Annotated in this window: 14 protein-coding genes; 5 read left to right on the plus strand and 9 right to left on the minus strand. The window is 36.7% G+C overall.

The features are described from left to right. Positions 1–78: 78 nt before the first annotated feature. Positions 79–780, minus strand: a complete 702-nt coding sequence (locus AN161_RS15155) for an O-linked GlcNAc transferase (protein WP_053595180.1) — start codon at positions 778–780, stop codon at positions 79–81. A 101-nt stretch (positions 781–881) separates the two neighbouring features. Then, the gene (locus tag AN161_RS15160) at positions 882–1361 is read right to left on the minus strand and encodes a thioredoxin family protein (protein WP_053595181.1); all 480 of its coding nucleotides are present in this window, start codon (positions 1359–1361) and stop codon (positions 882–884) included. Positions 1362–1553: 192 nt separating this feature from the next. On the opposite strand from AN161_RS15160, the gene AN161_RS15165 reads away from it, so the two are divergent. Both AN161_RS15165 and AN161_RS15170 read left to right on the plus strand, forming a co-directional pair. Continuing rightward, positions 1554–3866: a YhgE/Pip domain-containing protein gene (locus tag AN161_RS15165; RefSeq protein WP_053595182.1), complete on the plus strand. Its 2313-nt coding sequence runs from the start codon at positions 1554–1556 to the stop codon at positions 3864–3866. Between the two features lie 80 nt (positions 3867–3946). After that, on the plus strand, positions 3947–4456 hold the full coding sequence (locus AN161_RS15170; protein WP_053595183.1) for a PCYCGC motif-containing (lipo)protein: 510 nt from the start codon (positions 3947–3949) through the stop codon (positions 4454–4456). Between the two features lie 216 nt (positions 4457–4672). On the opposite strand, the gene AN161_RS15175 is transcribed toward AN161_RS15170, so the two are convergent. Next, positions 4673–5209 carry an isochorismatase family protein gene (locus tag AN161_RS15175; RefSeq protein WP_053595184.1) on the minus strand — a complete coding sequence of 179 codons (537 nt, stop codon included), beginning with the start codon at positions 5207–5209 and terminating at the stop codon, positions 4673–4675. A gap of 640 nt (positions 5210–5849) precedes the next feature. Between AN161_RS15175 and serC the strand changes: the two genes are divergently transcribed. Further along, positions 5850–6938 carry a 3-phosphoserine/phosphohydroxythreonine transaminase gene (gene serC, locus AN161_RS15180; protein ID WP_053595185.1) on the plus strand — a complete coding sequence of 363 codons (1089 nt, stop codon included), beginning with the start codon at positions 5850–5852 and terminating at the stop codon, positions 6936–6938. A gap of 225 nt (positions 6939–7163) precedes the next feature. Here the strand turns inward: serC and AN161_RS15185 are convergent, their stop codons facing one another. From AN161_RS15185 to AN161_RS15195, 3 genes are read right to left on the minus strand one after another with little or no spacing between them, the layout of a single operon-like run. Next, positions 7164–7586 (minus strand): Fur family transcriptional regulator, encoded by a 423-nt coding sequence (locus tag AN161_RS15185; RefSeq protein ID WP_053595186.1) that lies wholly within the window; start codon positions 7584–7586, stop codon positions 7164–7166. Further along, positions 7583–8446, minus strand: coding sequence for a metal ABC transporter permease (locus AN161_RS15190; protein WP_053595187.1), 864 nt, complete (start codon positions 8444–8446; stop codon positions 7583–7585). Before AN161_RS15190 ends, AN161_RS15185 begins: the two co-directional genes overlap by 4 nt. A gap of 14 nt (positions 8447–8460) precedes the next feature. Further along, positions 8461–9207, minus strand: coding sequence for a metal ABC transporter ATP-binding protein (locus AN161_RS15195; RefSeq protein ID WP_053595188.1), 747 nt, complete (start codon positions 9205–9207; stop codon positions 8461–8463). A gap of 308 nt (positions 9208–9515) precedes the next feature. Between AN161_RS15195 and AN161_RS15200 the strand changes: the two genes are divergently transcribed. Next, a complete protein-coding gene (locus AN161_RS15200; RefSeq protein ID WP_053595189.1) occupies positions 9516–9752 on the plus strand; it encodes a Nif11 family protein in 237 nt (78 codons plus the stop codon). 52 nt (positions 9753–9804) lie between these two features. On the opposite strand, the gene AN161_RS15205 is transcribed toward AN161_RS15200, so the two are convergent. Then, the gene (locus AN161_RS15205) at positions 9805–10698 is read right to left on the minus strand and encodes a deoxyribonuclease IV (protein WP_053595190.1); all 894 of its coding nucleotides are present in this window, start codon (positions 10696–10698) and stop codon (positions 9805–9807) included. Positions 10699–10710: 12 nt separating this feature from the next. Beyond that, the gene (locus AN161_RS15210; protein ID WP_053595191.1) at positions 10711–12012 is read right to left on the minus strand and encodes a DEAD/DEAH box helicase; all 1302 of its coding nucleotides are present in this window, start codon (positions 12010–12012) and stop codon (positions 10711–10713) included. A gap of 292 nt (positions 12013–12304) precedes the next feature. Between AN161_RS15210 and AN161_RS15215 the strand changes: the two genes are divergently transcribed. Continuing rightward, complete coding sequence (locus AN161_RS15215; RefSeq protein ID WP_053595192.1) at positions 12305–13360, plus strand: 2,3-butanediol dehydrogenase; 1056 nt, start codon at positions 12305–12307, stop codon at positions 13358–13360. 209 nt (positions 13361–13569) lie between these two features. Here the strand turns inward: AN161_RS15215 and AN161_RS30620 are convergent, their stop codons facing one another. Further along, positions 13570–14058: a methyl-accepting chemotaxis protein gene (locus tag AN161_RS30620; protein WP_082340118.1), complete on the minus strand. Its 489-nt coding sequence runs from the start codon at positions 14056–14058 to the stop codon at positions 13570–13572. Between the last annotated feature and the right edge of the window lie 5 nt (positions 14059–14063).

Here is a 14063-nt window from a genome sequence, read left to right on the forward strand (position 1 = left end):
AGGATAATCAGTATCACTGCAAAAAACGCTAAATAAAGATAAAAAAGATGCCTCAGCTTTAGAGACATCTTCTATCTACTATGAAAATACATAGCTATCCATATTATCTATTGTATTTTGGATAGCCTCTTTTAATGATCGCTGATGCTCGCCACAAACAGCCAGCGCCTCCTCTAATGTTATCGCTGCATTTGCCATAAACGGTGCCATCTGTAAATCCTTCGCTAATTGAATAAGGACAAGCGCTTTATTCCATTTCCATCGTGCATTTTTTGCATCTAAATAAATAGCTTGCTCCAAATAGCCAAGGGCATCGAATGGCATCCACCCAAAGCGATGCATCGTTTGACCTGTGATCCCCCAATATAAAGCTTTATTTGGGTTTTCTTTTACTGCTTGTTTAAAACAATGGACACTCTCATTGTAATGATGTGCAAACAAAAACAATTCACCCTGTGTAAAAAATGATTGTGCCTTTTCATTTGGCGTACCTGTTTTCGCTATATCCTCTAGTTCTTTAATACGCTTAGAAAACTCTTCTTCATCTTTTATCGCACGAATTTCGACGACGGCATCTGATTCAGGATAGCTTTCATCTGCTCGTTCTGTATGCTGACTTTCCACAGACAGCCTAGGCTTTGGATAGCTAGAAAAATCATACTCTTCCAATAATTTAATATATTTATCAGCTAACGCTTTCTCTTTTTCATCTGTAACTTGCTTAGCCATCTCATAGCATTTCATTAACTCTCCGTTATAAAAATAATCATCCATAGTCATTCAATATTCCTCCAATATACAGCACCTCAGTATATTTAGTATACACTACAAAAATCAAAAAAGACTGATCAAAATAACTTTTGATACAGTCTCAGCTTTTCTTATTTTTTTAATACTATTGTATTTAAAAATGCACGTAAATCTTTTTCTGCTAATGCACCTTCAAAACGGGTAACCTCTTTGCCACCTTCGAAGCGAATAAATGTTGGTGTCGCATTAATTTTGTATTTATCCCATAAATCATTGTATTCATAAACATTTAGTTGGGCAATATCAACACCAAGCTCATCAGCAATTGGCATTAACTTAGGTGTAAAAGCTTGGCAGTGCACGCAAGTTGGACTGAAGAAATAAGCATTTACATCTTCACCGGCTTCCAATTTTTTTTCGAGCTCATCAGGAAGCATAATGTTTTGATAATTTTTGTCATCCAATTGATCAATTGTTTCTTGTTTTAGTTCTTTGTCGCCATAAGGATTATTTGCACTTGCTAACTTACTTTTGTTCGATACATTTGTTAGCACAATAATTGCTGCAAATAGCAAAACAATAACTGAGCCAATAATTAGTAGTTTTTTCACGAGAATATGTTCCTCCTTTTTCACACTAAAAAACCCTAGTTTCAGTGTATTCGCGATTGATTATAAAGTGTTTTTAAATCCTAGTAAACTAATTTGTCTTTAAAAATAAGTATTTCTATAATTCAAACATAATTTGGCCCAATTTTGGGAACATACATATATAATGCTCAATACGAATGTGGAGTGGTTAATATGAAACACACTATCCGAAATGTTTTTCAAATTTATAAAAGTGATATCCATAATATTTTAACAAACTGGGTAGTTGCTGTCATTATTGGTGGGCTAATTTTTCTACCTTCTCTTTATGCGTGGCTCAATATTTATGCCTCTATGGATCCCTATGCCCACACAGCCAACATGAAAATTGCTATTGTCAATGAAGACACAGGAACGAATGTCAGGGGTGAGGATATAAATGTTGGTAACGAGGTAGTAGACAATTTAGGTGCCAATCAAAACTTTACTTGGGAATTTACATCTCATGAAAAAGCGATTGATTATTTAAAAAACGGTGACTATTTTGCGGTTATTGTTGTCCCTAGTGATTTTTCTCAAAAACTAACCTCCATACTGTCAAATCAGCCTACTAAAGCGCATATCGATTATTATGTAAATGAAAAAATAAATCCAATTGCACCCAAAATTACAAGTAAAGGTGCTAGTGTTTTGACTCAGCAAGTTTCTAGTGAATTTATCTCAACTGTCAATGGAACACTTTTCTCTATTTTTAATACGATCGGTGTTGAGATGGAACGAGAAATTCCAGACTTTAGGAAGTTTGAAAATTATATTTTTACGATTGAACAGCATCTTCCGGATATCGAAACATTTTTAGCGAAAACTGCTAAAGATGGGAAAGAAGCCGAGACATTACTGAACCATACAATTACCCAAATTCCTGAGGTTGAAAAATTAACAAATGATGGTCTAACCACTATTCAGAAAGGTTTAACATTGATTAATGAAGCAGATACATTGTTCAACCAACTATCCCCTATCATTAAAAAGGATTTAACAGCTGTACAAAATATTACTCAACGATTTACAGAGCTATTAGGGAAGCTACAAAATGCTAATGTGGATACAGCTACCATTGCTCAAACAAAGGATACGATTAAGAAACAGCTGGATGCATCTCGCGAGAAAGTAAATAATAGCATCCAAACACTTGAAGCACTACAAAACTTAACACAAGCTGATGCTTCGTCTCGTAAACAGCTAGAAAACAAGCTGCAAACTATCCTGACGGCGCTACAACAAAGCAATGCTGAAGATGTTAAGACTTTGCTAAGTAATAAGAAAATTCTTGAACAACTTGAAGCAATACGTGGAGATTTACAAGCAAATCCTAGTTTAACTGATTATTCTTTAAGCTCGCTAACAGCATTAAATCAGCTAAATACTTTGCTAACTGACGTCTCAACTAAAGTACAGCAGTTAAATAACATGGATAGTGAAACGATAAAAAAAGATCTCGCTGATGTTCAAAGTGTTGCACAAAATGCTTCTAACAATCTGAATCAATTCCTTACTCATTATAACGATAATCTAGAACCACAAATTCATACGACCTTGTCTTCTGCCAAAAATACATTAACAAATGCATCATCTATGTTAACGAATGTGAAAAATTTTCTTCCTCAAGCAACAGATCGTTTAACAAATGCCAAAAATACGTTAGCAACAGCTAATAAGACACTTAATACAGTACAATCAGATTTCCCTACCCTAAGTACAAAAATTAAGGATCTTGCAGATAAGCTGAGAACATTAGAAAGTGAAGCAGATATTTCCGAAATCGTTCAATTATTGAAAAATGACGTTAATGCTGAGCGAGATTTCTTTGAGGAGCCTATTAAGCTTGAAGAACATAGAATGTTTCCGATTGCTAATTATGGAACAGGGATGACACCGTTTTACACTGTGCTTTCCATATGGGTTGGTTGTTTATTATTAATTTCACTTTTATCTGTAGATATTCACGATAATAATCAATACAGCATTCGCCAAATATACTTTGGACGTTTATTAACATTTGCAACTTTTTCATTTATACAAACACTCATTATTACAATAGGAGATATTGTTCTTTTAGATGGATCAATTAGTGCTCCTTATTACTTTATACCATTTGGGCTATTTATTAGCCTAGTGTTTATTACGGTTGTCTATACACTGGTATCGGTGTTTGGAAATGTTGGGAAAGCCTTAGCCATTGTCATGTTAGTGCTACAAATTGCAGGTTCTGGTGGCACATACCCGGTAGAATTACTACCTAAGTTCTTCCAAATAATAAATCCATTTTTACCTTTTACTTATGCAATTGAAATGATGCGAGAGGCAGTTGGTGGTATTATTTGGACAAAGGTTTGGGGTGATCTCGCCTTTTTATCTTGCTTCTGGCTCATTTTTATTCTATTTGGTTTCTTCTTGAAAAAATTACTAAGTGAGAAAATGGAACTTTTAATGAACAAAACGCGTGGATTAGATATATTTCATTGATTTTCACATGCGCTTCCTGTAAATGTTTAAGCGAACGATGTTATAATGGAAGTATTGTAAACATGTAGGAGGCGCATTTGTTGAAAAAACTTCTATCTATTTTTGTTTTGTCTTTATTAGTGTTAAGTGCTTGTGGTGTAGATAAACAGGTTGTTGAAAAAAATCCGAATGAAGGACAAAAAGAAGCTTCACATGAAGGACATGCACATGCTTCTGGAGATATTCAGGAGGAAACTACATCTGCTGATGTTCTTCCATCCTTTTTAGATAATCAAACAGAAAATATTCGCTTAGTGTATCAAATTGCTGGTCAATCTACAGAAATTCTTGAGTGGATGCCATGCTATTGTGGATGTGGCGAATCAGCTGGACATAAAAGCAATTTAAACTGCTTTATTGAGGAAAAGCGTGAGGATGGAACCATTGTCTGGGATGATCACGGTACTCGTTGTCTCGTTTGCCTAGAAATCGCTGTACAGTCTGCAAAAATGCATAAAGATGGCATGAGCCTCAAAGAAATTCGTCAAGCAATTGATGACACGTATAAAGAAGGCTACGCAAAACCAACACCGACTGACATGCCTGCTTAATAAACAAATGCGCTAAAGCGCTCGTTTACATCCGACAAGCGCTGGAGAGCCCGAAGCAAAAGTAAACGCTCCACCACTTTTGCCCGAGGGATCGAAGCGACCTCGAGGATGTAGCACTTTAGCCTAGACGCCGACTATGCTCTAGGTTTTACACATGCAAAAAATCTATAGTTTCCTTAATAGCAAAAAACTCATCGTTATGATGAGTTTTTTTGGTTATTTAACAAGCTGTAACACCGTTTTAAAATGTGGATGATCTGCATGTTGTAGTAGCTCGTATAAAATCATCTCTGTGCTTGTTGGTAAAATTCCAAGTGCCTTCATCTTCTCAAGCCCAATCTCTTTATTGGCCTTTGTACGAGACGACACGGCATCAACAACAACTTCGACCTCAAGTCCTTGCTCTTTTAGCTGTCGCGCTGTTTGGTAGACACAAATATGTGTTTCGATACCTGTTACGATAAATTGAGTACGACCACTCGCTTTCAATGCATCAACAAACTCTTGCTCCTGGCAAGCACTAAATGCCATTTTAGCAATAGCTTGCCCTTGAAGATGCTGAGCAATATCTAACGCAGTCCCACCTAAACGATTAGGATTTTGTTCAAGCCATAAAATGGGTATCTCCAATGCTTGCATAGCTTGTACCAGCTTTGCCACATTTTCAATCACCGCTTCACTTTCATCAACAATTGTCGCTAACTTGCCTTGTACATCGACGACAACTAAACACGCTTCTTCTGTTGTAAACATTCAAAACACCCCTTATATCCATATTCACCATTCATTATACCGAAAGTTCTTAGTTTATGTGGAAGGTTAGACATATTTCGTCCATTTTAATACCTTTTTGTTTTCGTTCAAAGTTTTTTCGTTTAGAAACATATAACCATTAATCAATGCCCTTAATGAGCCCAGACTACATCCGCGGAATGTGTCCTTCCCTAGAGGAATGTGCAGGTAAGTACATATTTGGGTAGTAGCCATTCCACATAAACAAACACGAACATTTTATAATTCAACTGATTATGGAATATGTAAATCACGAAATATTAACTCATATATCCATTCTATGTTTCGATTCGTTCGTATTTAAACCTCAAAAGCTATTATAAATTTAACTCAATTGTGTACATTTTGTTGCGAGCCTGTCATTATTCTGCTCGAATAGTGAGAATTTTATTTTTTCTCTTGAAAATTGAGTTATAATCCAGTAAAGTGCTTTTATCCCGCTTTAACGGTCAGTATTGTGCTCAATCTATAAATGCAAAAAGTTTGCTAGATGATTTTGAACTTGCCGTAAAAGCCTGATAGATTCATCAACCAATTAGTAGGAACTAAAAAACTATGAATAAGGTTTAACCTTATAAAACCAAACAAGGAGTGTACCACTTTGACACAACGTGCATACAATTTTAACGCAGGCCCATCTGCCCTACCACTAGAAGTATTAGAAAAAGCCCAACAACAATTAGTAAACTTCCGTGACTCAGGCATGTCAATTATGGAAATGAGCCATCGCAGTGCCATTTTCGATGAAGTACATAATGAAGCAATTGCTTTATTGAAAAAGCTTTATGCTATCCCGGAAAACTATGAAGTCCTTTTCCTACAAGGCGGCGCTAGTCTTCAATTTACAATGATACCGATGAACTTCCTACAGGCCGATCAAAAAGCAAGCTACGTATTATCAGGTTCATGGTCTGAAAAAGCATTCAAAGAGGCTAAATTCTTTGGTACGCCCGTAGAAGCTGCTAGTACAAAAGAAAATCAATACCGTAATATCCCAGCTTTAGCAAACATTCAATTTAACGAAGAGGATGCATATGTGCATATCACTTCAAATAATACAATTTACGGCACACAATGGAAGGAATTCCCTGAAACAAAAAATGTACCGTTAGTTGCGGATATGTCTAGTGATATTCTTTCTAAACCAATTGATGTAAGTAAATTTGGTCTTATTTATGCAGGGGCTCAAAAAAATCTTGGTCCATCTGGTGTAACAGTAGTCATTATTCGCAAAGATTTGTTAGAGAAAGCGAATAAAAACATTCCTACAATGTTAAAATATTCAACGCATGCCGATAGTAACTCTTTATACAATACACCTCCAACTTTTGGTATTTATATGTTAGGTGAAGTATTAAAATGGGTAGAATCAAAAGGCGGCGTTGCTGCAATTGCCAAGCATAACGAGTTGAAAGCAAAAGTAATTTATGATGCCATTGACAATAGCAACGGATTCTATAAAGGCCATGCAACAACTGAAAGCCGTTCTTTAATGAACATTACTTTCCGTGTTGCTGATGAAGAGCTTGAAAAACAATTCCTTGCTGAAGCAAAAGCAGCAGGATTTGTTGGACTAAATGGACACCGTTCTGTAGGCGGCTGCCGTGCTTCTACTTATAACGCTGTACCTTTAGAGGCTTGTGAAGCATTACGTGACTTTATGGTAGCTTTCCAACAAAAACATCAATAATTAGAAGAAAAAGACGAATGATTCCTTATCGTAATCATTCGTCTTTTTTATTAGATATAACCTTTAGCAACACTGGAAGCTCCTCTGCATAAAATTGACGCTATTCGTAGAGTAGCTTAGTTATTATAAAAGGGATAGTCCCAGGTGAAACTTCACTTGGAGCTACCCCTTTTTCTAGTATTGTCATTGAAAATTTACAATAGTAAAAACTCAAACGAAATTAATTTACAAAGCTTCATGCTTACAATCTGGACACTTACCATAAATCTCAAATTTATGATTTTCAATTTCATAGTCTGGCAGCTTTTCTCCAAGCATTTCCATAGGGCAGAGATTTAGCTCCTTAACATTGCCACAGTCCATACAAATAAAATGATGGTGATGATGTTCAGATTCGCAATGCATACGGAAATTCCGTTCCCCAGATAACTCAGTTTCTTCTAGTATTCCAAGCTTCACAAACGTTGCTAGGTTGCGATAGATTGTATCAAAACTCATACCTGGAAAATCTTTTTTCAAAACATCTAATAAATCTCGAGCCGTTAAATATTTATCTGTTGCTGCAAACATATCTAATATTAATTCCCGCTTATCTGTTTTTTTAAAGCCGTTCTCTTTTAAAATTTCCCACGCTCTTGAAACATTCACTGTGCTACCTCCTCTTGCTTTGCAGCCATTCTAAATACTAATTTTTTTCCTAGTATTACAAGTAACAAAATTAAGATAGAAGTGACGACAATTGTACCACCAGGTGCTAAATCTAAATAAAAAGCACTGACTAGACCGATCAACACAGCCGTTTCGCCAAAGACAATTGCATAGATGATTGTTTGCTTAAAGCCCTTTGCAAGTCGCATTGCAGCAGCTACTGGTAACGTCATCAGTGAGGACACTAGTAAAATACCTACGATACGCATACTTGCAGCAATAACAAGTGCTGTCACAATCATAAATAAGAGATGAATCCAACGTGCAGGTAAACCGCTAGCTTTTGCATATTCCTCGTCAAAAGATAAAACAAAAAGCTCCTTAAAAAATAACAACAAAAAGATAATGACAACGGCAGCAATTCCCACCACTACCCATAAATCCTGACGTGACACAGCTGACACTGAACCAAATAAATAGCTCATTAAATCCGTGCTAAAGCCACTTGCAAGTGAGATAAAAATAGCACTAATACCAATCCCACCTGACATAATAATTGGAATAGCAAGCTCTTCATAGTGCTTATATAAACGTCTAAGACGCTCAATTAAAATCGAACCACTGACAGAGGCAAGTATGCCTAAATAAATTGGATTTAGCATTGCCAAGGCTGTAACAGATTGGCTGATATATAAGCTTCCCGCTATACCTGCGAGTGTCACATGTGACAAGGCATCTGCAATAAGCGAAAGCCTGCGAACGACAATAAAAACACCTAGCAGCGGTGCCAATATGCCAATTAATAGCCCAGAGAAAAAGGCATTTTGTAAAAATTCATAGTTAAAAATTGCTTCAATCATTGCGCCTTCTCCTTCTAGTGAATCTTTCTCACAGAATGGCCATACCAAGCATCGAGCGCATCCTGAGAAATTGTATCAAATTCATTTTTGTAACCATGGAAGTGTATAGTTTGATTTAAACATGCTACATGACTGATGCGGTTCGACACTGTATCAACATCATGTGTAACAAGAATCATTGTAATTCCCTGTTCCCGATTCAATTTCGCCAGCATATCATAAAATGACTGCACATTCTCATGATCAATGCCGACAGTTGGTTCATCTAATATTAGTAGCATCGGTTCACTGACTAAGGCTCTTGCAATAAAGACACGTTGCTGTTGCCCACCGGATAATTCACCAATATTACGATTCATAAAGGCTTCCATTCCAACAGCTTTTAATGCTTCTTGTACTTTTCCTTTGGCATCTCGTCCAGGTCTTTTAAATAGTCCTATTTTTTTTGATAATCCACTTTTCACTACCTCTTGGACGGTTGCTGGAAATCCTGAATTGAAGGCATTGGATTTTTGTGACACATACCCTATCCATTCACGATGCTTGAAAGTTGAACTTGGTTCACCAAATAGCTTTATTTCTCCAGACATTGGTTTTAATAACCCTAATATAATTTTTAATAATGTAGATTTCCCTGAACCGTTCGGACCGAGAAGTGCTAAAAAATCTCCCTCTTCTACACGAAAAGAGATATTTTTTAATACTTGCGTATAGTCATATTGAAATGACACGTTTTCAATGTTAATTAATGATTTTTTCATGCATCATCGCTTCTTTCTAATTCAAAATCATTACGATTTACAAGTTGTAAGTATAAATGAAAGTACCGTTTTTGTAAAGAGAATAAAATTGCTATTCTACTGTTTAATGTTCTAATAACAAGTTTCGAACCATTTAGATGTCTCTTTTGGCTGATCATAGTCTACACAAAGATTTTTATTTGAATCACGCTGTTTGTCATAGGCATTGATTCTAACACTTTTAAAGTAAGGGTTTTCATAGCTGTCACGGCGTTCACAAGAAGGGTTTCGTTTCAAGAAACTAAACAACTTTAAAAGGGGGATTGGCTTTGAGTATTCAATTTTTGCAGCAATTAGCACAAAGTAGTGATAAGGAAGTTGTTGCAATTGCTCGTGCTGAAGGATTTGAAATTACTACTTCTGAAGTAAAAAAACTTCGGCCTTATTTAGAGCAGTTCTCATTTTCTTGGCTCTTTTTAGGTATTCCGAAAGATATACTTGTAGAGGTTGAAGCTGTTTTAGGTAGAAAGCGTTCTAGACAACTAATCGCATTGTTTACTAAATAGAAAAAAGCCCGAAAATCAGTACTTATGCTAGCTGATTTCGGGCTATTTATTTCTATCCTCTTAGAGCATCGATTAACTCAGGTTTAAACTCTCCGTTATGGAGCATCTCAATCTCATGTTTATATGGAGCCGATTTTGATTTGGCATCACTATTTAATGCGACATATGGTGTTTCTAGGATTTTAGGAATCTCCATTAATTGTGGATGATGAACAACATAGTTTAATGCGTCAAAGCCAATATGGCCGAATCCTATATTTTCGTGACGGTCTTTTCCTGCACCACGAACATTTTTTGAATCATTGATATGCAAGACTTTGATACGATCAACACCTATTAATTTATCAAACTCATTTAATACGCCATCAAAATCTTCTACAATATTGTAGCCAGCATCATGAGTATGGCATGTATCAAAGCATACTGAAAGACGCTCATTATGTGTTACGCCATCTATAATTTTAGCAAGCTCTTCAAAGGAACGACCACATTCAGTTCCCTTCCCCGCCATTGTCTCTAATGCGATTTGTACAGGATAATCCTGTGATAGCACTTCATTTAAACCTTCAATAATCTTGGCAATGCCTGCGTCTGCTCCCGCACCTACATGGGCACCTGGATGCAAAACAATTTGTGTTGCTTCCAACGCCGCAGTACGTTCGATTTCAGTCTGTAAAAAATCTACACCAAGACGGAAAGTTTCAGGCTTTTCCGTATTCGCAATATTGATAATGTATGGAGCATGGACAACAATATTTGTCATGCCATGCTCTTTCATGTGTAGTAAACCGTTCATAATATTGAGGTCAGCAATTGCCTTACGACGAGTGTTTTGTGGTGCTCCTGTATAAATCATAAAGGTATTTGCCCCATATGAAAGGGCCTCTTTACTTGATCCGAGCAGCATTTCTTTTCCGCTCATTGAAACATGTGATCCAAGTAGCATTTGAATGCCTCCTTATTTTTTACCGCGAGCTTTTAAGCGACGTTCACGTTTTTTAATTTTTTCCATTTCCCATTTCATATTACGCTTGTAGCCTGGTTTTACTTTTTTCGGCTTACGAACTAATGCTTTTGCTTTCACATCGATTTCATTTTCATGCTTCACACGATTTTTACGTGCATGGCGATCTTTTAGTTCAGACCACTCGCCATCTTTTACATCTTTTTGAACCAATGGAATGCCCATTTTTTCAATACGTACTACTGCATCCTCATCTGATGGTTCAAACAATGTAATTGCAGTTCCTTTATTTCCTGCACGCGCTGTACGTCCTACACGATGGATAAAGAATTCTAAGTCCTCTGGAATTTCATAGTTGATGACGTGTGAAATTCCTTGAATATCAATACCACGTGCTGCAAGATCTGTTGCAACGATATATTGATAGTCCAAATCACGAATTTGTTTCATCATCTTCTTACGATCACGTGGACTTAAATCACCGTGTATTTGACCACAGCGAATCCCGTTTTCATTTAAAAAGCCCGCTACGTGCTCAGCTGTTTTACGTGTATTGGTAAAAATCACAGCTAAAAACGGGTTTATCCCTTCAATAACATCCAATAAACGTTTGTTTCGTGATTTAGAACGCACTGGTACAAGAACAAAGTCAATTCCTTCTGCGACTGGGCGTTTATCATTCATTTGGATATGAACAGGTGCGTCCATATATTTTTTTAAGAAAGGCTGAAGTTTTTCTGGAATTGTTGCTGAGAATACATACATTTCAAGCTTTTCTGGCATTTGGGAGGCGAAACCATCGATTTCCTCTATAAAGCCCATATCGAAGGCTAAATCTGCCTCGTCGACAACTAAAATTGGCGCAGTATGCACAAATAACGCTTGCGCTGAAACGAGATCACGAATACGTCCTGGCGTTCCAACAACAATTTGTGGTTGCGTTTTTAACTTATCAATGGAGCGTTGTTTGTCCGTACCCCCAATAAATAGTTTCGCTTGAATAGTTGTTCCTTCTATTAATTGATTTAACGCATCAAAAATTTGCTGAGCAAGCTCACGTGTAGGTGACGTAATAACAGCTTGTACTTCCTGCTTGTCAGGATTAATGCGTTGCACAATTGGAATTAAAAAACTATGTGTTTTTCCCGTCCCTGTATGTGCTTGTCCGATTGCACTCTTCCCTTTTAGTATTAGCGGAATAATTTCCTTTTGAATCGGCGTTGGTTCTGTGAAGCCAAGTTTTACAATTGCGTCCTGCAAAAATGGCTGAAAATTATAATCAGTATATTTTGACATAATTCGTTCCTCCTAACATCTTTCCCATTGTATCATGATTCGAACTTAAGGTATATTAACGTCCTATTATCTCAAGTTTGAACATTATTTTATACTTTAATCATATCTGTAGCGAAGCACTTATCAAAGTTACTCGAAATACTGTTAATATGCAATAAAAAAAGCGCTGCAATATCGTAGAAAAAAGCTAAGTATTAGTATTTTTTATGTCAATTTATTGATAACTAATGATTTGAAGAATTACCACATGTTATGATGAAAAATGTAAGATACTATAGGAGGTTGATTTATCATGAAAGCAGCAAGATGGTATAAAGCAAAAGACATCCGTGTTGAAAACATTGAAGAACCTGTAATTGCACCTGGAAAAGTGAAAATTAAAGTACATTGGACAGGGATTTGTGGTAGTGATTTACATGAATACGCAGCTGGACCAATCTTTATTCCCGTGGAACAACCTCATTATGTAAGTAAAGATATTGCGCCAATTGTTATGGGACATGAGTTCTCAGGTGAAATAGTAGAAGTTGGCGAAGGAGTTACAAAAGTACAAGTTGGAGATCCTGTTGTTGTTGAACCAATACTTGCATGTGGCGAATGTGCTGCTTGTAAAAAAGGTAAGTACAATATTTGTAAGCATTTAGGATTCCACGGTCTTTCTGGTGGTGGCGGAGGATTCTCTGAATATACAATGGTAGATGAAAAAATGGTACACAAAATGCCAGAGGGTCTTTCCTATGAACAAGGTGCACTTGTTGAACCTGCAGCAGTAGCATTACATGCAGTTCGTCAAAGTAAACTAAAAGCTGGTGATAAAGCAGCTGTCTTTGGAGTTGGGCCAATCGGGCTTCTTGTTATCGAAGCATTGCGTGCAGCTGGAGCAGCTGAAATTTATGCAGTAGAGCTTTCAGAAGAACGTGCTGCCAAAGCTTTAGAGTTAGGCGCAACAGCAGTTATTAACCCTAAAAATGAAGATGCAGTAGCCCGCCTACATGAATTAACAGATGGTGGAGTAGATGTTGCATTTGAAGTAACAGGTGTCCCTGTAGTATTACAGCAAGCAATTGATTCTACAACATTTGAAGGTGAAACAATTATTGTCTCTATTTGGGAATCTGAGGCTTCTATTCTGCCTAACAATCTCGTACTAACAGAGCGTTCTGTAAAAGGTATTATTGCTTATCGCGATATTTTCCCTGCCGTTATGGAATTAATGAAACAAGGCTACTTCTCTGCTGAGAAACTTGTTACAAAACGTATTGTACTGGATGAAGTGGTAACAGAAGGCTTTGAAGCATTAATGAAAGAACGAAATCATATTAAAATCCTTGTAAATTCACAAGCATAATTGATTATATAGAGACAGGTAGAGAAAATAGTTTCTCTACCTGTTTTTGATTTGTTATCGCACACGTGTTAATTAACTAAAATTATACAGTTTCTGGACAATTGAGGTCTCTATGACACATCAGGATTTCTTTCCCACTGCACATTGTCTTTTAAACGAAACACTCACAAACGTAGTTGTTGTTAATGATTCCACTACAGTCCACTATCTTAAATTTTAAATTTATTGATTTCTTCCTTCACGGACACCGCTTCTTCACTTAATGACTTTGCAACTGCATTTATTTCTTGAATAGTTGCAGCTTGCTCCTCTATTGTCGATGCAATTGTTTCAGATTGCTGTGCAGCTTGAATAGCAGAAGAAGACATTTCATTGACCGATGCTGCCATTTCTTCCGTACTCGCAGAAATTTGTTGTGTAGAAGCAGACACATCCTCGATTTGAGATGCCATATCACCAATCGCTTTTAAAATTCCATCGAAGGCATTTTGCGCATTTTGAATAAATGTGACACCCTCATCCACATTCAATACAGTTACACTTACTGCCTTTTCTACTTCCATCGTTTCTTGCTGAATAAGTGCGATTACATCCACTATTTGGTTGGCAGATGCTTTAGATTCCTCTGCTAATTTGCGTACTTCATCAGCCACGACTGCGAAGCCTTTACCATGCTCTCCTGCACGAGCCGCCTCAATTGCAG

Origin of the sequence: Lysinibacillus sp. FJAT-14222, assembly GCF_001278875.1 — a bacterium.
In the GTDB taxonomy this organism is placed as follows: Bacteria; Bacillota; Bacilli; order Bacillales_A; family Planococcaceae; genus Lysinibacillus; species Lysinibacillus agricola.